At 74.7% G+C, this 20,861-nt stretch carries 17 protein-coding genes; 9 read left to right on the top strand and 8 right to left on the bottom strand.

Annotation, left to right across the window (positions count from 1 at the left end):
- Window positions 1-130 precede the first annotated feature (130 nt).
- Window positions 131-736: an FKBP-type peptidyl-prolyl cis-trans isomerase gene (locus ACFP3R_RS32950; RefSeq protein ID WP_380642011.1), complete on the top strand. Its 606-nt coding sequence runs from the start codon at window positions 131-133 to the stop codon at window positions 734-736.
- 121 nt (window positions 737-857) lie between these two features.
- On the opposite strand, the gene ACFP3R_RS32955 is transcribed toward ACFP3R_RS32950, so the two are convergent.
- On the bottom strand, window positions 858-1,829 hold the full coding sequence (locus tag ACFP3R_RS32955; RefSeq protein ID WP_380642013.1) for a quinone oxidoreductase family protein: 972 nt from the start codon (window positions 1,827-1,829) through the stop codon (window positions 858-860).
- An 84-nt stretch (window positions 1,830-1,913) separates the two neighbouring features.
- A complete protein-coding gene (locus ACFP3R_RS32960) occupies window positions 1,914-3,509 on the bottom strand; it encodes a DUF885 domain-containing protein (RefSeq protein WP_380642015.1) in 1,596 nt (531 codons plus the stop codon).
- A 177-nt stretch (window positions 3,510-3,686) separates the two neighbouring features.
- On the opposite strand from ACFP3R_RS32960, the gene ACFP3R_RS32965 reads away from it, so the two are divergent.
- Complete coding sequence (locus ACFP3R_RS32965; protein WP_380642018.1) at window positions 3,687-3,989, top strand: hypothetical protein; 303 nt, start codon at window positions 3,687-3,689, stop codon at window positions 3,987-3,989.
- Window positions 3,986-4,837 carry an ATP-grasp domain-containing protein gene (locus tag ACFP3R_RS32970; protein WP_380642021.1) on the top strand — a complete coding sequence of 284 codons (852 nt, stop codon included), beginning with the start codon at window positions 3,986-3,988 and terminating at the stop codon, window positions 4,835-4,837. Before ACFP3R_RS32965 ends, ACFP3R_RS32970 begins: the two co-directional genes overlap by 4 nt.
- A gap of 90 nt (window positions 4,838-4,927) precedes the next feature.
- Here the strand turns inward: ACFP3R_RS32970 and ACFP3R_RS32975 are convergent, their stop codons facing one another.
- Together ACFP3R_RS32975 and ACFP3R_RS32980 are read right to left on the bottom strand one after the other, a co-directional pair.
- On the bottom strand, window positions 4,928-6,502 hold the full coding sequence (locus ACFP3R_RS32975) for a solute symporter family protein (RefSeq protein ID WP_380642024.1): 1,575 nt from the start codon (window positions 6,500-6,502) through the stop codon (window positions 4,928-4,930).
- Window positions 6,502-6,918: a DUF485 domain-containing protein gene (locus ACFP3R_RS32980; RefSeq protein ID WP_380642027.1), complete on the bottom strand. Its 417-nt coding sequence runs from the start codon at window positions 6,916-6,918 to the stop codon at window positions 6,502-6,504. Before ACFP3R_RS32980 ends, ACFP3R_RS32975 begins: the two co-directional genes overlap by 1 nt.
- A gap of 342 nt (window positions 6,919-7,260) precedes the next feature.
- Between ACFP3R_RS32980 and ACFP3R_RS32985 the strand changes: the two genes are divergently transcribed.
- The 4 genes from ACFP3R_RS32985 (at window position 7,261) to ACFP3R_RS33000 (ending at window position 11,595) form a co-directional block, all read left to right on the top strand.
- Window positions 7,261-9,909: a nitrate- and nitrite sensing domain-containing protein gene (locus ACFP3R_RS32985; RefSeq protein WP_380642030.1), complete on the top strand. Its 2,649-nt coding sequence runs from the start codon at window positions 7,261-7,263 to the stop codon at window positions 9,907-9,909.
- Window positions 9,906-10,349, top strand: a complete 444-nt coding sequence (locus tag ACFP3R_RS32990; RefSeq protein ID WP_380642033.1) for a roadblock/LC7 domain-containing protein — start codon at window positions 9,906-9,908, stop codon at window positions 10,347-10,349. Before ACFP3R_RS32985 ends, ACFP3R_RS32990 begins: the two co-directional genes overlap by 4 nt.
- A 7-nt stretch (window positions 10,350-10,356) precedes the next feature.
- Entirely contained in the window at window positions 10,357-10,923 is a 567-nt protein-coding gene (locus ACFP3R_RS32995) for a DUF742 domain-containing protein (protein ID WP_380642036.1), read from the top strand.
- Window positions 10,924-11,130: 207 nt separating this feature from the next.
- A complete protein-coding gene (locus tag ACFP3R_RS33000) occupies window positions 11,131-11,595 on the top strand; it encodes a GbsR/MarR family transcriptional regulator (RefSeq protein ID WP_380642039.1) in 465 nt (154 codons plus the stop codon).
- On the opposite strand, the gene ACFP3R_RS33005 is transcribed toward ACFP3R_RS33000, so the two are convergent.
- The 3 genes from ACFP3R_RS33005 to ACFP3R_RS33015 form a co-directional block, all read right to left on the bottom strand.
- The gene (locus ACFP3R_RS33005) at window positions 11,532-12,494 is read right to left on the bottom strand and encodes a COX15/CtaA family protein (protein ID WP_380642042.1); all 963 of its coding nucleotides are present in this window, start codon (window positions 12,492-12,494) and stop codon (window positions 11,532-11,534) included. The two genes, ACFP3R_RS33000 and ACFP3R_RS33005, sit on opposite strands and share 64 nt — an antisense overlap.
- Window positions 12,495-12,537: 43 nt before the next feature.
- Window positions 12,538-13,257: an ABC transporter permease gene (locus tag ACFP3R_RS33010; RefSeq protein WP_380642084.1), complete on the bottom strand. Its 720-nt coding sequence runs from the start codon at window positions 13,255-13,257 to the stop codon at window positions 12,538-12,540.
- A 62-nt stretch (window positions 13,258-13,319) separates the two neighbouring features.
- Window positions 13,320-14,255 (bottom strand): ABC transporter ATP-binding protein, encoded by a 936-nt coding sequence (locus ACFP3R_RS33015; protein ID WP_380642044.1) that lies wholly within the window; start codon window positions 14,253-14,255, stop codon window positions 13,320-13,322.
- Window positions 14,256-14,407: 152 nt separating this feature from the next.
- On the opposite strand from ACFP3R_RS33015, the gene ACFP3R_RS33020 reads away from it, so the two are divergent.
- Window positions 14,408-15,034, top strand: a complete 627-nt coding sequence (locus tag ACFP3R_RS33020; protein WP_380642047.1) for a DUF998 domain-containing protein — start codon at window positions 14,408-14,410, stop codon at window positions 15,032-15,034.
- The gene (locus tag ACFP3R_RS33025) at window positions 15,031-17,073 is read left to right on the top strand and encodes a glycosyltransferase (RefSeq protein WP_380642050.1); all 2,043 of its coding nucleotides are present in this window, start codon (window positions 15,031-15,033) and stop codon (window positions 17,071-17,073) included. Before ACFP3R_RS33020 ends, ACFP3R_RS33025 begins: the two co-directional genes overlap by 4 nt.
- A gap of 71 nt (window positions 17,074-17,144) precedes the next feature.
- Here the strand turns inward: ACFP3R_RS33025 and ACFP3R_RS33030 are convergent, their stop codons facing one another.
- On the bottom strand, window positions 17,145-20,798 hold the full coding sequence (locus tag ACFP3R_RS33030; RefSeq protein WP_380642052.1) for a patatin-like protein: 3,654 nt from the start codon (window positions 20,796-20,798) through the stop codon (window positions 17,145-17,147).
- Window positions 20,799-20,861 lie beyond the last annotated feature (63 nt).

The following is a 20,861-nucleotide window of genomic DNA, read 5'->3' on the forward strand; positions in this document are numbered from 1 at the left end:
CGGAAGCGGTAATTAGTGGCACATTTGCGGATTCGACGGAAGATCAACGACAGCGCACCGTGACCGGCGTTGGGCCTGCTGGTGGGCCCTGCGGCGCGTTACCCGGGGTCGCACCCTAGGCTCGGCAACCATGCGTACTGTCGGCCGTACGGCCCTGGCCCTCGCGTCCCTGTTGTCCGCCGGTCTGGCGCTCACCGCGTGCACCGCTAGTGACCGACCGTCCACCCTCACCAACACCGCCCCCGCGACCGTCCCGGCTCCCGAGGAGGCCGCGCCCACCGAGGCCGAGCCCACCGGCGCCGAGTTGGCGGAGCCGAGCGGGCCGCCGTGCGAGGAGGCGCAGTACCAGGTGTCGGGCGCGGCGGGGGAGGAGCCGACCATCACGGTCCCCACCGGCTGCACGCCGAAGGACGGCCTGGTCGTCCGGGACCTCACCGAGGGCACCGGCCCGGAGATCCGGCCCGGCTCCACGGCCACGATCAACTACGTGCTGGCGACCTTCCGCGACCGGCAGACCCGCGAGTCGTCCTGGGGCAGCCAACCGTTCGAGGTGGCCAACGTCGGCCAGGCGCAGGTCATCGAGGGCTGGAACCAGGGCCTGGTCGGGCTCAAGGAGGGCGGGCGGCGCCTGCTCGTCGTGCCGCCGGACCTGGGCTACCCCCAGGGCAACCGCGACATCCAGCCCGGCGAGACGCTGATCTTCGTGGTCGACGCGGTCGCGGTCCAGGAGGGCTGACCCGCCCCGAAAGCCGACCACCCCGGAACCCGACCCACTCCGGAACGCGCGGAGGGCCCCGGCACGTCGCCGGGGCCCTCCGCCCGTGTCGGGGCCCTCCGTCCGTGTGGGGCGCCCGCGGCTAGGGCGTCAGCAGCAGCTTGCCCGTGGTGCGGCGGCCCTCCAGGTCCTCGTGCGCGCGCCGGGCCTCGGCCAGCGGGTAGCGCCCGCCGACCCGCACCCGCAGGGACCCGTCGGCGACGGCCGCGAACAGCTCGCCCGCCCGCCACTCCAGCTCCTCCCGGGTGGCCAGGTGCGCGCCCAGCGACGGCCGGGTCAGGAACACCGAGCCCGCCTGGTTGAGCCGTTGCGGGTCGACCGGCGGCACCGCCCCGCTGGACGCGCCGAACAGCGCCAGCACCCCGCGCGGCCGCAGGCTCGCCAGGCTCCCGTCGAACGTGGTCCGGCCCACGCCGTCGTAGGCGGCCGCGACACCGGCGCCGTCGGTCAGCCGCCGCACCTCGGGCGCGAAGTCGACCCGGTCGTAGCGGATCACCTCGTCCGCGCCGGCCTCCCGGGCCAGCGCCTCCTTGGCCTCGGTCGACACCGTGCCGATGACCCGCGCGCCCCGCGCCTTGGCCAGCTGCACCAGCAGCAGGCCCACCCCGCCCGCGGCGGCGTGCACGAGCACCACGTCACCCTCCCGGACGGGGTAGGTGGAGGCGACCAGGTAGTGCGCGGTCAGGCCCTGGAGCAGCAGCGCGCCCGCCGTGTCGTCGTCCACCCCCTCCGGCACCGCCACCGCGCCCGCCGCCGGCACCACGACCTGCTCCGCGTAGCTGCCGGGGGCCTGCGACCACGCCACGCGGTCGCCCACCGCGAAACCCGCCACGTCCGGGCCCACCGCGCTGACCCGGCCCGCGCCCTCCAGGCCCACCACGAACGGCAGCGGTAGCGGGTAGCGGCCCTCCCGGTGGTAGCAGTCGATGAAGTTCACCCCCGCCGCGGCCACGTCCACCAGCAGTTCGCCCGCACCGGGCGAGCGCGCCTCGACCTCGGCGAACTCCAGCGCCTCGGGTCCACCCGTCGCGCGCACCACCACTGCCTTGGGCATCCGTCCTCCACATCTCGGGGTCGTCCGTTCCCGGAGCCGTACTCCCAGCGTCAACCGGGCGCGTCCGCGCCCTGTTCCGCCGTCTCACCTGCCGAGAGCAACCCGCCTGGCCAGGCCCAGCGGCAGCGCCCCCGACCCGGCGACGGTGTCGTGGAACTCGCGGAGCGACCCGGTGTGCTCGGCGCGGATGCGGTCGATCTCCAGCGCCCCGGTCAGGTAGGACGGCGCCTGCGTCGGCCACGCGCAGTACCGGGTGACCTCGCCCGTCGCCGTGCCCGGCGTCAGCGAGGTCTTGGTGGACATGAACTCCTCGGCCTCCTCGACGCCCATGTCGCCGCAGTGCAGCGCGGTGTCCACGACCATCCGCGCCGCCCGGAACAGCCGCGCCTCCACGTGCGCCAGCTCCTGGGCCCGCGTGGTGAAGAACCCGTGCTCCCGCAACAGCTTCTCCGAGTAGAGCGCCCAGCCCTCGGAGAAGTACGGCGTGCGGAACACCTTGCGCACCGGCCGGTCCTGCGCGGCCAGCCAGGACAGGTGCCAGTGGTGGCCGGGGTACGCCTCGTGCACCGCGATCGTGGCCAGCTGCGCCCGCGAGTTGGTGCGCAGCCGCTGCTCCACCTGCTCGGCGGTGAACTCCTCCGGCGGGGACGGCACGAAGAAGTGCCCGACCCGCCGGTCGGTCAGCGGCGGCGGCGACATGTAGGAGGCCACCGCCAGCACCGGGCGCTGGAACGCGGGCGAGGGCACCACCCGGCACTCCTCGCCCTCGGCCAGGGTCACCAGGCCGTGCTCCACCAGGAACGCCCGCGCCCGCCGCGTCTCCGCCTCGTACTCCGCGCGCATCGCCTCCGGCGTCGGCGGGAAGTCGTCCTGGAGCGCCGCCATCACCGAGTGCCAGTCGTCCGCGCCGGCCAGCTCCCGCAGCTCGGCCTCCAGCTCCGCGTAGGCGGAGCGGCCGCGCTCGTGCAGCTCGGCGGCGCCGTATCCCAGCACCTCCTGCTCGCGCAGCAGCGTCGAGTACAGCGCCTCGCCCATCCGCCAGTCCCCGGTGGCCCGCTCCGCGAACCCGTCCAGGAACGCCGCCAGCTCGTCGAACGCCCGCGCGGCCGGCTCCGCGGCCCCCGCCAGCTCCGCCCGCAGCGCCGGGTCGGCCACCTCGGCGGGCAGCGTGCCGGTCAGGAACGCCCGCCCGGTCCTCGCCTGCGCCGCGGCGCGCAGCACGATCTTCGGCGAGGCCAGCCCCGGGTCCAGGTTCGCGCGGCACGCGGCGAGCACCGACGGCACCTCGGCCAGCCGCCGCACCACGCTCGCGACCAGCTCCGGCTCCGGCCGCAGCCGGTTGAGGAAGGCGCTGAACAGCGGGAACAGCACCGCGCCGGTGTAGACGGAGGGATCACGCCGCCACGCGGGCCACGACGCCTTCGCCCGCTCCCCGCGCAGCACCGACACCACGAGGTCGCGGTCCACCGACTCCTGGAGGTCGTCGGTCTCCAGCGCGGTGAACCGCGCCAGCCACGAGCCGGCCTCGCGTTCGGCATCGGCGAAAGCGGTGGCGGAGAAATCCCCGAGCGTGTGGTCGTGGGCCGGCGAGCCGAGCATCGCCGCGTTGCCGGGAGCGCGGTCGAAGTGCCAGGCCAGGAATTCGCCGACCAGTCGGTCGGCCTCGGTCTTCGCAGTCACGAGGACGGAAGCTACCCGCTGGTCGAGGCCGCCGCGCGGAGCCGCGAAACCCGTGGGGCCCTGCCCGTTGGTGGTTCGGGTGGGTGGTCGTCCGCGTCGGGCCGCCCGGGTGCGTCGGCGGCCGGGTGAGGGCGGTCACGCGCGCGGAGGACACCGGCAGGTCCTAATCTGGGCGGCGTGGCTGAGGAGAAGAAGACCGGGGCGAAGAAGGTCGACCGCGCGGTGAAGAGCGCGTCGGAGTTCGTGGCCGCGCACGGCAAGCCGGCGCGCGCGGTCGTCGAGCCCGTCGGCCGGGCCGGCGCGCGCCTCGTGCTGGTCGGCGACGACGGCGCCATGGGCGACGTGTTCCTCCCCGACGTGGCGACGGCCGAGGCGGTCGTCGAGGCGACGCCGGACCTGGAGCGGCACGAGTGGGACCGCGAGACGACCGCCGCGGTGAAGATCGGCCCCGCGCACCGCCGCAGGATGGCCGGCAGGTGAAGGTCCTCTTCGCCACCTGCGCCACCCTGCCCGCCGGCGACGGTGACGAGGACGGGCTGGTCGGCGCCCTCGCGGAGGTCGGCGTGCACGCCTCCTGGGTGGCCTGGGGCACGCCCGTCGACGCCGACCTGGTCGTGCTGCGGGCCACCTGGGACTACCCCGAGCGGCTGGCCGGGTTCCTGGCCTGGTGCGACGCGCGGCCGGCCCTGGCCAATCCGGCGGGCGTGGTGCGCTGGAACACCGACAAGTCCTACCTGTTCGACCTCGCGCGGGCGGGCGCGCCGGTGGTGCCCACGGCCCTGGCCGAGCCCGGGTTCACCGACTGGCCCGACGGCGAGTTCGTGGTCAAGCCGACCGTCGGCGGCGGCTCCCGGGGCGCGCTGCGCGTCGCGGCCGGCGACCACGCGACCGCCGCGCGGCACCTGGCGGAGCTGGGCGTGCGGGCGCTCGTGCAGCCGTACCAGGCGAACGTGGACGTGGCCGGCGAGACGGCGCTGGTGTTCCTCGGCGGGCACTACTCGCACGCCTTCGCCAAGGGCGCGATGCTCACCCCGGACGCCGAGCTGGACGGGTCCGGGCTCTACGTCCTGGAGCGGTTGACCGGCGCGTCGCCCTCACCCGCCCAGCGGCGGGTCGCCGAGGACGTGCTGGACGCGGCCGCGGCGCTGACCGGCGTGCCCCGCCACGAGCTGCTGTACGCGCGGGTGGACCTGGTGCCGGGCGCGGACGGCTCGCCCCTGCTGCTGGAGCTGGAGCTGGTCGAGCCGTCGCTGGGCTTCCGGCAGGCCGACCGGGGCGCGCCGCTGCGCTTCGCCTCGGCGGTGCGGGCGGAGCTGGCGCGGCGCTAGGTCGGGCGGACCCGGCAGGCCCGGCGGGACCGCCAGGCCCGGCCAGACCGCCGGACCCGGCCGCGCCCCGACGTCACCGCAGCCCCGACGTCACCGCAGCCCCGACCCGATCCCGGTCAGCGCGCGGACCTCCATCTCCGCCTGCTTGGCGGGGTCGGCCCGCTCCTTCGACAGCACCGTGCCCAGGAACCCGCACAGGAACGAGAACGGGATCGACACCAGGCCCGGGTTGCTCAGCGGGAACCAGGCGAAGTCCACGTCCGGGAAGATCGAGTTCCGCGAGCCCGACACCGAGGGGGAGAAGGCCAGCAGCACGATGCACGAGCCGAGCCCGCCGTAGATCGCCCACAGGGTGCCGTTGGTGTTGAAGCGCTTCCAGAACATCGAGTAGATGATCGTGGACAGGTTCGCCGACGCGGCCAGCGCGAACGCCAGCGCCACCAGGAACGCCACGTTCTGCCCGTTGGCCGCGATGCCGCCGGCGATCGACAGCAGGCCCACCACGACCGCGGTCAGCCGGGCCACCCTGACCTCCGACCGCGGGTCGGCCTGGCCGCGCTTGATCACGTTGGCGTACACGTCGTGCGCGAACGAGGCCGACGCGGTCAGCGTCAGGCCCGCCACCACCGCGAGGATCGTCGCGAACGCCACCGCGCTCACCACGCCCAGCAGCACCGCGCCGCCGATCTCGTAGGCCAGCAGCGGCGCGGCCGAGTTCTCGCCGCCCGGCGCCTTGGTGATGGCGTTCGCGCCGACCAGCGCCAGCGCGCCGAAGCCGATCACCAGGGTGCACAGGTAGAACGCGGCCATCATCCACGTCGCCCACACCACCGAGCGCCGCGCCTCGCGCGCGTTGGGCACGGTGTAGAACCGCATCAGCACGTGCGGCAGCGAGGCGGTGCCCAGCACCAGGGCCAGCGCCAGCGAGATGAAGTCCAGCCGGGCCAGCGGCGTGCCGCCGTACCGGGCCCCCGGCTCCAGCACCTCCGGGCCCAGCGGGGTGTTGCGCGACGCGGTCTCCAGGATCGACGACAGGCTGAACCCGAACTTGCCCAGCAGGAACACCGTCATCAGGGTCACGCACACCACCAGCAGCACGGCCTTGATGATCTGCACCCAGGTGGTGCCCTTCATGCCGCCCACCAGCACGTACAGCACCATGACGATGCCCACCACGGCGATGACGACCGCCTGGCCGCCCTTGGTGTGCACGTCCAGCAGCAGCGCCATCAGCGCGCCCGCGCCGGCCATCTGCGCGATCATGTAGAACAGCGAGATCACCAGCGTCACGTTCGCCGCCGCCGCGCGCACCGGGCGCTGCCGCATCCGGAACGCCAGCACGTCGCCCAGGGTGAACCGGCCGGTGTTGCGCAGCCGCTCCGAGATGATCATCAGGCCCATCAGCCAGGAGACCACCCAGCCGATGGAGTACAGGAACCCGTCGTAGCCGTTGACCGCGATGCTGCCCGAGATGCCCAGGAACGACGCGGCGGACAGGAAGTCGCCCGACAGGGCGATGCCGTTCTGCGGCCCGGTGAAGCTGCTGCCCGCGGCGTAGTAGTCCGACGCGGTGGCGTTGCGGCTGCCCGCCCGGTACACGACGTAGAGCGTGATCAGCACGAAGACGCCGAACACGCCCAGGTTGAGCGCGGTGTTGCCGCCCATCAGGCCCGCTCCTCGTCGGTCAGCGCGCGCACCGCGGCGACCTGCGGGTCGAGCCGGCGCCGCGCGTACCGGGCGTAGGCCAGGGTGAGCGCGATCGTCGTGGCGAACTGGAGCAGCCCGAACAGCAGCCCCACGTTGACCACCCCGTAGACCCGCGTGCCCATGAACTCCGGCAGGTACGCCGACAGCGCGACGTAACCCAGGTACCAGAGCAGGAAGCCGCACGTGGCGGGAACGATGAAGATCGTCGTCCGGCGCCGCAGCTCGCGGAAGTCCTCGCTCGCCTGGAGCGCGACGAAGTCGGGGTCGCCGGACTCGTCGACCAACAGGGGCGCGGGCGGTTCGTCGAAAGTCGCGAAGCCGCGCCCGCCGCGGGCCGGTCTCGAATCCGTCGAGGGCAGGATCGCCTTCGTCATCAATCCTCCACGGGGATTTGCCACGCCGCGCGCGGGGGATCGCGTGGACCGCTGGCGAGTGCTCAGCGTAACCGCGCCGGCCCGCCAGTCAACGCCTCCTCGGCAACCGGGTGGCCGGCTTCGCGCGGGTCGCTCCGCTGCGACGTCGCACGATGTCTCAACAGGCGTCCGACGGAGCGCGGGATCGTCACGCTGCGCCAATCGGATGAGGACGGACCGCAAGGTCGTTGTCCCGGGCCAGTCCACCACTTACTATCGCGCAGCAACACCCGCTGCCCGCCGTCATAAAGAGTCGGCGTCGTTCAACTTTGAAACAACTACGGACTTTCCGGGGCTTGTCTGGTGACTGGCGACAACAACTCGCGCCGGCAGTGGTGGTCCGCCGTCGCGGACTGGCGGAATTGGCGCCTGCCGATCAAGCTCGCCGCCGTGCTGGCGGTGCCGGTGCTCGTGGCGGTCGGCGCGGGTCTGGTGCAGATCCGCGGTTACGTCGCGAGTTCGGACGGCTACGCCGCGATGCAGCGGCTGGTGACCCTGCGCTCCGGGCTCGACCCGCTCATCGAGGGCGTGCAGGCGGAACGCGCGATGGCCGCGCAGCGCGCCGAGGGCCAGGGCGTCGACGTGGACGACTTCCGGACCCAGGTCCGCACCACCGACACGGCCGCCGCGGGCGTGGAGAACCTGGTGGCCCGCGCCAGGCTGGGCGAGGTCGCCGGCGCCCGCTTCCAGGACGTGGTGGTGCAGCTCGACGGCCTGCCGCAGCTGCGCGACCGCGTGCTCGCGGGCAGCGTCGACCTGGCGGGCGGCATCGGCGGCTACAGCGTGGTGCTGCGCGCCTTGATGGACTTCGACCAGGCCATGGTCGGCGACTTCGGCGACCCGGCCCTGTCCGGCACCGCCACCGCCCTGCACAACCTCGCCATGGCCGCCGAGCAGGTGTCCTGGCAGCAGGCCACCGTGCTGGCGGGCGTCAGCCGCGGCACGCTGCTGGCCAACGAGCGGACCATGCTGGAGCAGTCCTGGACCCGCCAGGAGGACAAGCTCGCCGACTTCTCCGCCGTCGCCACGCCGCGCCAGCAGCAGGACTACCGGGCCACGGTCGCCAGCCCGGACGTGGACACCCGCAACCGGCTGTTCCAGTACGTCCGCAGCCTGCCCGCCGTGGTCTCCAACGACGTGCCGGTGGACGAGTGGAACAGCAGCTCGCGCGGCACCCTCCGGCAGATCGGCGTCGTGCTGCGGACGCTGGAGGACCAGCTCGACGACGCCGCCGCCCGCCTCCAGGACGCCACCAGCGACCGGGCCGGCGCGGCGTCGGTGATCCTGCTGGCGTCGCTGTTCGCCGCGGCGGGCATCGGCTTCATCGTCGGCAGCTACCTGCTGCGCTCCCTGCGGGCGCTGCGCACCTCGGCGCTCGACGTGGCCGAGCACCGGCTGCCCGCGCTGGTCGCGCAGCTGCGCGAGAACAGCGCCCACGACGTGGTCGTCGAGCCCGTGCCCGTGCACACCCGGGAGGAGCTGGGCCAGGTGGCCCGCGCCTTCGACGCGGTGCACCGGCAGGCGGTCAGCTCCGCCGCCGAGCAGGCCGACCTGCGTGCCGCGATGCGCAACGCGTTCACCAACCTGTCCCGCCGCAGCCAGGGCCTGGTCGAGCGGCAGCTCAAGCTCATGGAGGAGCTGGAGCGCCAGGAGGAGAACCCCGAGCAGCTGGCGAACCTGTTCAAGCTCGACAACCTCGCCACCCGGATGCGCCGCAACAACGAGAACCTGATGGTGCTCTCCGGCAGCGACGTGGCCCGCCGCTTCACCCGGCCGGTGCCGCTGGGCGACGTGCTGCGCGCCGCCGCGTCCGAGATCGAGCAGTACCAGCGGGTCGTCGTGCAGACCACGCCGTCGGTCGAGGTCGTCGGCTACGCCGCGGGCGACCTGGTGCGGCTGGTGGCCGAGCTGCTGGACAACGCGACCACGTTCTCGCCGCCGCGCACCCAGGTCGTGGTGGGCGGTCGCGCCCGTCCGGGCGGCGGTGTGCTGGTGGACGTGGTGGACCAGGGCGTCGGCATGGCCGAGGAGGACCTGGCCCAGGCCAACCGCCGCATCGCGCTGGCCGCGGCCGAGGACTCCGGCGAGCTGACCGTGTCCCGCCAGCTCGGCCTGTACGTGATCGGCAGGCTCGCCGGGCGGCACGGCGTCGAGGTGGTCCTGCGCGAGCAGGGCGACGGGCTGCGCGCGGTGGTGGCGCTGCCCACCGAGCTGGTCCGCGCGGTCGGCGCGGTGCCCGGCAGGCCGCTGCCCGCGCGCGCCACCCCGGGGCGGGGCGTGCCGGTCCAGGCCGTCCCGGTGAACGGCAACTCCGTGAACGGCAACTCCGCGGCCGGCCTCCCGCAGCGCCTCGCGGGCTCCGACGGCTTCGGCGCGCAGCGCGTCCCGGCGCACGGCTTGCCCACCGGGTCCCCGTCCACCGGGTCCCCGTCCACCGGCCCCCAGCCGGTGCTGCCGCGGTCCCCGGTCACCGGGTCGACCCCGCTGGTCATGCCCCCGGCGCTCCCGCCGCTCCCGCCCGCCGTGCCGCTGGGGGAGGACGGTTGGTCGCCGTTCAGCGGCCGCACCCCCGACGCGTCCACCCCCACCGCGCCGGCGCCCGCGAAGGCCCCGGCCCCGGCTCCCGCGCCGAAGCGGAACGGGTCGACGTGGTTCGGCGGCACCCCGGTGTCGCCCGGACCGGCCGAGCCGGCGCGCCACCGCGCGCCGGAAGACCACGAGCGCGGGGAGGCGCCCGTGTCCGACAACGCGTCCGGCCTGCCGAAGAGGCAGCCGCGCAAGAACCTGGTGGAGAACCTGGCGGCCGAACGGCCGGGCGCACCCGATGCGGTGGCACCCGTACGGAGGGATCCGCAGGCGACACGCGGATTTTTGGCCAGCTACCAGACCGGCATCAGGCAAGGTGTGCAGGGGTCCGGGGAGAACCGAACCGGTCAGGAGAGCAACGGATGAGCGCGCAGAAGTCCCGCCAGGTCGATCAGTTCGGCTGGTTGGTGAGCAACTTCGCCGATCGCGTGCCGGGGGTGGCCCACGCGGTGGTGATCTCGGTGGACGGCCTGCTGCTCACCGCGTCCAGCAACCTGCCGGAGGACCGGGCCGACCAGCTGGCCGCGATCGCGGCGGGGGTGGCGAGCCTGACCGAGTCGGCGGCGCGCTGCTTCGACGGCGGCGGCGTGCTCAGGTCGGTGGTCGAGATGCAGCACGGGATCATGCTGCTGATGTCGATCCGGGACGGCTCGTGCCTGGCGGTGCTGGCCGCGCCGGACGCGGACGTCGGCCAGGTCGCCTACGAGATGACCGTCGTGGTCGACCAGGTCGGCCAGCTCCTCACCCCCGAGCTGCGCGCCCAGCTCCACGGCGCGAAGCGGATGATGGCCCGCCCGTCCGCGTGAGGTGGTCATGAACCACGACCAGGACCCCGAGGGGTCGTCGGACCAGGCGTTCGCCAACCTGCTCAACGGGTTCAGCCTGGACTCCCGCCGCCGCCGGCCGGACAAGCCGAGAGCGGCCGAGCAGGTGTCCGCCGACACCGGCGACACCAGGCCGCACCGGCCGGTGTTCGACGACGGGTTCGGCGACGGGTTCGACGACGGGTTCGACGACGACGGGGACGCCGACTTCGAGTACCCCCGCGAGGAGGCGGCGTCGATCGTCCGCGCCTACTCGTGGACCGGGGGGCGCACCACCTCGTCCTACCAGCTGGAGGTCGAGACCCTGGTCTCCGCGGTGGACTGGGACTACCCGGACGGGATGAAGGCCGAGCACCACGAGGTGATCGGCCTCGTCGACCGCCCGCGGTCGGTCGCCGAGGTGGCCGCCCTCCTGCGCCTGCCCCTGGGCGTGGCCAAGGTGCTGCTCGGCGACATGGCGGAGCGCGGCCTGATCGACGTCCACGACACCGCCTCCGCCGACCAGCCGGACCTGGGCCTGATGGAACGCGTCCTGGCGGGCCTGCGCCGCCTCTGAGCCGACCGCCCCGAGCCCCGACCGCCCCGAGCCCCGGCCCCCCCGGCCCCGACCGCCGACCGCCCCGACCCCGACCGCCTCCCGTCCCTCGCCCCGAGCCGCCGCTCCACCCCCTCCCGCGACACGCGGCACCGCCCACCTTTGCGCAAAGATCAGCACGCGACCTACTATGGTTTCAGTGTTGACCGAAGCACACAGGGGGTGGCGGTGAGCGCAGGACGCGAGACCCGGCTGTCGGCGTGGATCGAGAGGTTCGCGGCGCACTTCGAGAAGGAGGGCTTCCCGCTCATCGGCGGCCGCATCATGGGCTACCTGCTCGTGTGCCAGCCGACCGAGCGCACGGCCGCGGAGCTGTCGCAGGAGCTGGAAGCGAGCAGCGGCTCGATCAGCACGAACCTGAAGTTCCTGGTCAACGCTGGTCTGGTGACCAAGCGGACCCGCCGGGGCAGGCAGGCGGCGCAGTACCGCATCAACGAGAAGCGGTGGGCCGACCTGGTGCAGGCGAAGCTGGACGCCCTGGTGAGCGTGCGCGAGCTGACCGAGTCGGGGATGCGGCTGATGAGCGGTGACCCGGAGCGGGCGGTGCGGCTGCGCGCGGTCGACGACCTCTACGCGTGGCTGGCGACGGAGCTGCCCGCGGTCTGGGAGCGGAGGCCCTCCTCGGCGCGGTGAGGCCGTTCCCTGGTGGACACCCACAGGGCGGCGGTGGCGACGACGACGGCGCCGGCGCCGAGCACGTGCAGCGACACGAGCACCTCGGGTACACCGGTCCAGTACTGGACCATGCCCAGGGTGCCCTGCGCCAGTACCACGGCCACGAGCGCGGAGTAGGGCCGGCGCGGCACCGGGTGGCCCTTGAGCGCGAAGCCGAGCGCGACGAGCATCCCGAGGAACAGGAACAGCAGGTCGGCGTGCAGCTGGGAGAGGGTGTCGACGGGCGCGTCCAGGCGCGGGGTGTCGGCGTCGCCGGCGTGCGGTCCGGCGGCGGTGACGAAGGTGCCGGCCAGCAGCAGCAGGCCGAGCGTGACGGCCTGCACGACCTGGAGCGTCATGAGGGGTCGCGGCACGCGGGGGCGGGCGGGTTCGTCGCCCTCGCCGAGCGAGGCGACCAGCAGGACGGCGAACCACACCAGCGCCATCGACACGAGGAAGTGCACGGACACGGTCCACCACAGCAGGCCGGTGAGCACGGTGACGCCGCCGATGAGGGCCTGGAGGACCACGCCGCCGAACTGCACGAGGGCCAGCACCACCACGCGCTTGCGGCGGGGCCGGTTGAACCAGGCGGCGAGCACGCACAGCCCGGCGATGACGCCGACCACGCCGGTGAGGGTGCGGTTGCCGAACTCGACCCACTGGTGCAGGGAGGCGACCTCGGGGTGCTCGGTGGGCACGAGGCTGCCCTCGAAGCACTGGGGCCAGGTGGGGCAGCCGAGGCCCGACCCGGTCACGCGCACGATCGAGCCGGTGACCGCGATGCCGCCCTGGGCGATGACCACGGCGACGGCGAAGGCGCGTTGGAACCGGCTGAGGGCGGTCGTGAACCAGGTGGGGGGGAACCAGGCGGGCACCAGCCGATGGTAGGTACCGCCGTCCGGGGTGTTCCCGGCGGGGTCAGTCGAGCCGGGTGGTCCGGGCGGCCAGCGCGCCCGCGGCCACACCCCAGATGACCAGCACCGACACGTGGCGCAGCGCGGGGGCGGCCCCGTCGACGACCGCGTGGTGCAGCCCCTCGGCGAGGGCGGCGGAGGGAAGTGCGTCCACGATCACGCGCAGCCACGCGGGCAGGGTGTCGACGCCGAGCGCGACGCCGCCGATGAGCAGCAGCGCGAACCAGGCGATGTTGGCCAGGGCGAGCACGACCTCGGCGCGCAGCGCGCCGCCGAGCAGCACGCCGAGCGCGCCGAAGGTGAGCGCGCCCAGGACGAGCAGCGCGGCGGCCCACAGCAGGCCGGCGACGGGCGGGAGCCGCCAGCCCAGCGCGAGCGCGACGGCGCAGAGGACCAGCACCTGCACGGCGACGACGGCGAGCCCGGCGGCGACCCGGCCGGCGACGAGCAGCCAGCGCGGCAGGGCGGTCGCGGCGAGCCGCTTGAGCACGCCGTAGCGGCGGTCGAAGCCGAGGGCGATGGCCTGGCCGGTGAAGGCGGAGGAGATGACGGCGAGGGCGAGGACGCGTGCGGTGGCCGAGGCGACGCGCGGTTCGGGCACCGGGATGACCGCCATGAGGCTCATCGCGACCAGCAGCGCCACCGGGATGAGCACGGTGAGCAGGACCTGCTCGCCGTTGCGCAGGGTGAGCGCGGTTTCGGTGCGGGCCTGGGCGAGCAGCATCCGGGCGAGGTTGCCGCGGCCGGGGGCGGGGGTGAAGGTGCCGGGGGCGAACCGGGGGTCGGTCACGAGCGCAGCTCCCTGCCGGTCAGTTCGAGGAACACGTCCTCCAGGCTCCGCTTGGCCACGGTCAGCTCCTCGGCGAGCACGCCCTGCTGGGCGCACCAGGAGGTGACGGTGGAGACGACCTGCGGGTCGATGGTGCCCCGCACGAGGTAGGTGCCGCGGGTGGTCTCGCGGACCTCCAGGCCCTCGGGCAGGGCGGCGCGCAGCAGCGTCAGGTCCAGGCCGGGCCGGGCGCGGAAGCGGAGCTGCTGCTCGTCGTGCCGGGTGGTGAGCTCGGCGGGGCTGCCCTGGGCGACGACGCGGCCGGCGTCGACGATGACGACGTGGTCGGCGAGGGCCTCGGCCTCGTCCATGAGGTGGGTGGTGAGCAGCACGCTGACGCCGTCGGCGCGCAGCGCGGCGACCAGGTCCCACACCAGGTGGCGGGCCTGGGGGTCGAGGCCGGCGGTGGGTTCGTCGAGGAACACCAGCTCGGGGCGGCCGACGAGGGCGCAGGCGAGGGAGAGGCGCTGCTGCTGGCCGCCCGAGAGGCGCTTGTAGGGGGTGCGGCCGACGGAGGACAGGCCGAGCACGTCGAGCAGCCAGGCGGGGTCGTGGGGGTTGGCGGCGCAGGCGGCGACGAGCCGCAGCAGCTCGGCGGCGCGCACGCCGGGGTAGCCGCCGCCGCCCTGCGGCATCACGCCGATGCGGGCCCGCAGCCGGTCGCCGTCGCGGGCGGGGTCGAGGCCGAGGACGCGGACCAGGCCGGCGTCGGCCCGGCGGAACCCCTCGCACACCTCGGCGGTGGTGGTCTTGCCCGCGCCGTTGGGTCCGAGCAGCGCGAGGACCGTGCCGGTCGCCAGGGTGAGGTCGAGTCCGTTCACCGCGACGGTGGAGCCGTAGCGCTTGACCAGCCCCGACACTTCCACGGCAGGGTGCTGGGGGTGCGGGCTCACGACAGCGAAGCGTAGGACCCCGCCGCCGGGGGCCCGGTGGTGGGGGCCCGGTGGTGGGGCCGGCCCCATCAGGGTCACCCCCGGGTCCTCAGGGTTTCCTCGGGGGTGTTCCGGATATCTTTCGGTCCGGCGGGACCGCCAGGATTTCCGTTGTGGCGTTGATCGGGGGGAAAAGCGGGGCGCCGGCGCTCCCGCTGACCGTGGTCGGGCTGATCGGCTCATTGCTCCCGGTCGGGTACCTGCACGTGGTGTCGGTCGGGAAATTGAGCCCGGTGCGGCACACGGTCAGCGATTACATCTTCGTGGACGGCGGGTCGGTGCTGCTGGGCGCCGCCGCGCTGTTGCTGTCGGCCGCGTCGGTGGGGCTGCTGGTGGTCCTGGTTCGCTCCGGCCTGCCCCGGCGCGGGCCGGTGTCGTGGCTGTTGGGGCTGTGGGCGGCGGGGTTGGCGGTGGCCGCGGTGTTCCCGACCGACCCGACCGGCGTGCCGACGTCGTTCTCGGGCGCGGTGCACCGGTACGCGGGCGCGGTGATGTTCGCGGCGCTGCCGCTGGCGGGGTGGCTGGTTTCCCGGACGTTCACCGCCAATACCGCCGTTCGTCGTTTTTCCGTGGCTGCCGGAATCACCTCCGTCGCTTTTATGCTCAGCCACGTCGCACTGGTCCGGCCGGACGGCGGCGCGGTTCTGCTGGGCCTTTTCGAACGGGTGTTGTTCGTCCTGCTCTACGGCCTGCTGTTCGCCTTGGCCGCCGTCGCGGTCCGCCGGGGGGTGTCGTCGTGACGTGGCTCGCGGTGGTGCTGGCGGTGCTGGGCGCGGTGTGCTTCGCCCTCGCCGCCCGTCTCCAGCACGAGGCGGTGCGCGCGGGGGCCGGCGCGCCGCGGCTGCCGGACCTGGTGCGGCGGCCGCGGTGGCTGCTGGGCCTGCTGCTGCTGGTCCTCGGCTCCGGGGTGCACGCGGTGGCGCTGGGGATGGCGCCGCTGAGCGTGGTGCAGCCGGTGGGCGTGGTGGCCATCGGCGTCGCCGCGCTGCTCGACGGGCGCCGCCGCGAGCTGCCCGCGGTGCTGGTGACCACGCTCGCGGTGGGGGCTTTCGTGCTCCTGGCGGCGGGCAGCGCCACCCCCACCACCGTGGTGCCGGAGGCGCAGGTCCGGGCGGGGCTGCTGGCCCTCGGCCTGCTCGCCGGACCCGCCCTGCTGGGCGTGCTGGCGCGGCGGCCGGCGGTGCGGGCCCTCGGGTTCGGTTCGGCGGCCGGTGTCGCCTACGGCCTCGTGTCCGTGCTCATGCGCGCGGTGTCCCAGGACGTCCAGCGGGACGGGGTGTCCTGGGCGACCGCGCTGTCGGCGGCGGGCATCGCCGCCGCCCTGCTCGTCGGCGGCTGGTTCACCCAGCACGCCTACGCCGGCGGACCGCCGCACCTGGCGGTCGCCTGCCTCACCGTGGTGGACCCGCTGGTGGCCGTCGGCGCCGGCGCGGGGCTGCTCGGCGAGGCGACCCGGACCAGCGGCGCCGTCGCCCTGGCCGAACTCGCCTGCGCCCTGGTCGCCGTCGGCGGCGTGGTGGCGCTGGCACGCGGAGCACACGCAGTTCCCACCGGAGCGGTTCCTCCCGGGACGGTTCCCACCAGGACGGAGAAGACAGTGGACGAGGGACGCGCCCTGCGGGTCGTGATCGCGGCGGAGACCTTCCCGCCGGACGTCAACGGCGCGGCCAGGTTCGCCCACCGGTTGGCCGCCGGTCTCGCCGGCCGGGGCCACGACGTGCACGTGATCTGCGTGTCCACGACGGGGCGGGCGGGTGCCGAGCGGGTCGACGGCGTCACCGTGCACCGGGTGCGGTCGCACCGCACACCGTTCCACCGCACGTTCCGCGTGGGGCTGCCGTGGCAGGTGCGCCGGGACGTGGGGGTGCTGCTGGAGCGGCTGCGGCCGGACGTGGTGCACGTGCAGGCGCACTTCGTGGTGGGCCGCTACGCGTTGCGGCGGGCGGCGGAGCTGGGGGTGCCGACGGTGGCGACCAACCACTTCATGCCGGAGAACCTGTTCGGCCACGCGCGGGTGCCGGCGTGGCTGCGGGGCGCGGCCTCGGGGTGGGCGTGGCGGGACCTGGGGCGGGTGTTCGGGGCGGCGGACGTGGTGACCGCGCCGACGCCGCGGGCGGTGGAGCTGCTGCACGACAACGGGTTCCCGCCGCGCGCGGTGCCGGTGTCGTGCGGGATCGACCTCGACCGGTACCGGGGTCGGCGGCCCGCGCGGCGCTCCGACGCGCCGACCGTGCTGTTCGTGGGCCGGCTGGACGAGGAGAAGCGGGTGGACGAGCTGCTGCGCGCGGTGGCGCTGGTGCCGCGCCTGCGCGCGGAGGTCGTCGGCGACGGGTCGTGCCGGGCGGCGTGGGAGTCGCTGGCCCGCGACCTGGGCATCGCCGACCGGGTGCGGTTCCGGGGGTTCGTCCCCGAGGAGGAGCTGCTCGACGCCTACGCGGCGGCCGACGTGTTCTGCATGCCCGGCATCGCGGAGCTCCAGAGCCTGGCCACCATGGAGGCGATGGCCGCGGGCAGGCCGGTGGTGGCGGCCGACGCGATGGCGCTGCCGCACCTGTGCCGGCCGGGCCGCAACGGCTGGCTGTTCACGCCGGGCGACGTGCGCGGGCTGGCCGACCGGCTGCACGCGGTGCTGGCGGACCCGGCCGTGACGGCCCGGATGGGCGCGGCCAGCGGCGAGCTCATCGCCGCCCACGCCCTCGACGGCACCCTGGAGACCTTCGAGCGCCTCTACGCCCGCGCCCTCGGCGTTCCCGAGACCCGCCCGGCACTGGCCGCCTGATCCCGGCCGCCTGATCCCGGCCGGCCCGACCCTGCCGGCCGACCCCCGCCGGCCCGACCTCCGGCAGGGCCCTAACCCACGTCCACCCCGGTGGCGGCCATGCGCTTGACGCGCTGCGCGACCCGGACGCCACCGGGGCCCAGGCGCGGCCGGCCGTCGGGCCCCAGCTCGGTGAGGAACCTGAACAGCATCCCGTGGCCCTCCAACCGCCGCAGCAGCGCGCCGTCGACGTCGTCCGGGTCGAAGTCCACGATCGACATCTGCTCCACCAGCGAGGTCGCGATGGTGCGCCGGGCCCGCAGCGGCACCCACCAGGTGGTCACGAACAGCAGCACCAGCCCGAACGCCAGCGCCGTGCCCAGCACCGCCTCCCAGCCGGTGAACCGCAGCTCGAACACCTGCACCGAGGCGGCCACGACCAGCAGCACGGACCCGTACACGGCGGCCCACCCGGCGGTCGCCGACGCGGGCGGCTCGGCGGGCTCCGTGTCCCACGTCCCGTCCACCTGCCGCCACCGCCGCAGCGAGCTGCCCAGCACGTACGAGGTGACCGCGCCGAACAGGACCGCCACCGCGGTGCCCACGACGACCGGCACGGGCGGCAGGTCGTAGAGCCGGTAGCGCACGAACACCCACACGCCGACCACGATGGCCGCCGCCACCAGCACCCGCAGCAGCAGGCGCGGTTCGAGCCGGACCCTGGCCAGCACCGCCAGCGGCGTGCCGACCGGCGCGGGCAGGCTGCCGATGACCAGCAGCCCCACCACGACCAGCAGCACCCCGCCCACCGCGACCATGCCGGTGGTGGCCTGGTCCCCGGTATCCCCGCCGGCCATCGCGTCCCGGGTCCGGTCGACCGCCACCGCGACCAGCGGGATCACCGGTGAGAGCAGCACCAGCCCGTGCAGCAGGGTCCCGGACCGCAGCGCCGCGTAGCCGAACGCGGCCATCAGCGTGCCGCCGCCCAGCGCCGCCGCCGGGCCCACCGCCCACGGCGGCAGCAGGTCGAACAGCGACAGCACCAGCAGCGCGCCGCCCAGCGCGAACCCCAGCAGCCCGAGGAACTGCGCCAGCTGCCCGCCGCGGGTCAGCCCGGTGATCGTCCAGTACGGCAGCAGCGCCGCCCCGCGCAACGTCCTGGTCAGCGGTTTCGCCGTGCCGAGCCCGGAGTTCTCGCTGTCGACCACGGTGACCGCCACGGCCGCCGCGGTCGCCGCCGTGCGGATGACCTGGTCGCTGCCCGCCTCCTGCACCAGCGGCTCGCGCCCGATGCCGGCCCGGTCGAACGCGCGCAGCGCCTGGAGGCCCACCTCGACCCGTTCGGCGTCGGTGCGCACGGGCAGCCGCGCCAGCAGCGCCGCCTGCTCCTCCAGGAACAGCTCGCCGCGCGAGCGCCGGTCCGCGCCCTCCAGCCGGTCGGCCAGGATCGCGGCGCGCAGCGCGGGCAGCTCCTCGCAGGCGATCTGGATGTGCAGCGCCCACGAGGCCAGCTCGGCCAGCGCCGCGCACGTCGGCGGGTGGTCGCCGTCCGGGTCCGCGTAGACCCGCGCCAGCTCGGCCTCCGCCCTGGCCACGCACGGCCGCAGGTCGTCGGGCAGCCCCTCGCCGAACAGGGCGCGCACCAGCTCGTCGACGCGGCGGGCGGCGCGCCGCGCCGGGTCGCCGTCCGCGCCGGTGAGCCGGTCCACCCGCAGCAGCCGCTTCGGGTCGAACACCACCCTGCACAGCATGGTGGCGCCGTCGAGGCGACCCCAGATCCAGTCGTTGACCCGCCAGGACCGCTTGAGGAACCCGGAGAACCGGCTCAGCGCGGCGCCGCCGGCCTTGTCGTCGGGGGTGAGGCTGTACTCGGCGAAGGCGTTGCGCGTCTGGAGGCTGATCTGCACCAGCTCCACGGCCTGGTCCAGCTCGCCGCGGGTGTCGTCGGCCAGGCAGGTGGTCGCCACCTCCAGCGCCAGCACCCGCGACAGCCACAGCCCGCCGCCCGCCAGCCCGGCCTCGGCCTCGGCGGGGGTGCGCGGTTCGGTGAGCAGCCGGTGCCACGAGCGCAGCACGCCCACGCGCAGCTGGTCGTCGTCCAGCCCGTCGAGGGTGCCGTGCGCGTCGCCGAGGATGTGGGCGATGCGGTCCACCTGCTCGCGCACCCGCTGCCCGACGCCGTCCGGCGCGGTCAGCATCCGCTCCGCGAACCGGTGCAGCCGCCGCTCCCAGTAACCCTGGTCCAGCTCCTCCAGTTCGGCGGTGGTCCAGTGCTCGTCCAGCTCGGTCCGCAGGGCGCGCAGCCGGGCGCGCACGTCGTGCAGGTCGGTGCGGGCCAGGCCGAGCCGCTGGGCGTCCGGCATCACCCACACCAGGCGCTTGAGCAGGTCCATCGCCGCGGAGGCGAGCCGCTCGGCCATCGCGATGCCCCACGGCCAGCCGTGGTCGGGCAGCGCGGTGGGCTGCGGCGCGCCCGGCACGTACGGCAGGCTGCCCCGCTCGGCGAGGTAGGCCCGCTGGGCGGCCTCGGCCGCCGAGCGCACCCGCTCGAACGTCCGGTTCGCGGCGTTGGCGCCGGGCACCTCGAACTGGCGGGTGGTGATGTCGCGGGCCGCGTGCCGGACGCGCACGTCCTCGTAGTGCTCGTGCAGCGTGCCGGCCAGCGCGTAGAGCTTGCGGGTGACCGAGCCGCCCGACGCCAGCCGGTCCAGCAGCGCGTTGCGGCCGCCGCGGCGGGAGGCGGCGTTGCGGTTGTGCTCCTCGATGCGCTCGACGTAGGTGCGGCCGCTCTGGCCGGTCAGCGCGCCCAGCAGGCTGCCGCCGGTGGCGACGGTGCTGGGCAGCGCGCCGTCCACCGGGGCCACCGGCTCCACGACCTCGTCGCGGGCGTGCGGGAACACCAGCAGCATCACCCGCCGCACCGGCCCCTCGGCGGGCATCCGGTCGATGGCCTCCAGCGCCTCCCGGGTGGGCGTGTTGACCAGCACGCCGCCGTCGACCGCGTAGCGGGACCGGTTGTCGGTGCCGTTGGCCCAGGAGGCGACCTCGGCCATGTTGGGCCGGTCGGTGTCGGGCGCGCCGGGCGCGACCGGGATGAACGACGGCTCGAACGCGAACGGGAACGACGCGGAGGAGCGGGCGGCCAGCGCCATGCGGCCCACCAGGGTCGGCAGCCGGTCGGCGGTGAAGTCGTCGCGCCCGCCGGGGTCGCGGCGGAACGAGAAGCTGCCCTGGTGGGAGGACTGCACCAGGGGCTGGCCCAGGTCGTCGTGGGTGACCGTCGGCACGCCGGTCAGCAGCGTGGTGGTGATGCGCAGGTCCACCGGCCGCTCGTGCTGCGGGGTCGGGTCGAAGTCCGCGGTCAGCCGCTCCAGCGCCTCCCGCAGCCGCGGCAGGAAGAACTCGTCGCCGCGCAGCAGCGACACCGGCTGCCCCCGGAACGGGGTGCGCAGCAGCTGCTCCATGCGCCCCTGCTCGGCCCACAGGTCACGCAGCCGCTCCAGCCGCGCACTGGCGTTGACCTGCGACAACGCCAGGGCCGCGCCGTTGATGCCGCCCGCGGACGTGCCGGTGATGACATCGGCGCGCGCGGTGCTGCCGACCATGTCCAGCAGGGTCGAGTAGGGGCCGTCGCCCCTGGTGAGCCGGTCGAGCTCCAGCACCACCCCGCCCATCCACACGGCCAGGCTCACCCCGCCGTTGAGCACGACGGCGAACCGGATCTGCTCCTGCGGCACGTCGGTCATTCCGCGATCCCTCCCCGGGTGCGCACGATCATCCCAGCAACCGTGTCTCGCCCGAACCGGGCA

The sequence above is a fragment of the Saccharothrix lopnurensis genome (genome assembly GCF_042658445.1).
Lineage (GTDB): Bacteria > Actinomycetota > Actinomycetes > Mycobacteriales > Pseudonocardiaceae > Actinosynnema > Actinosynnema lopnurensis.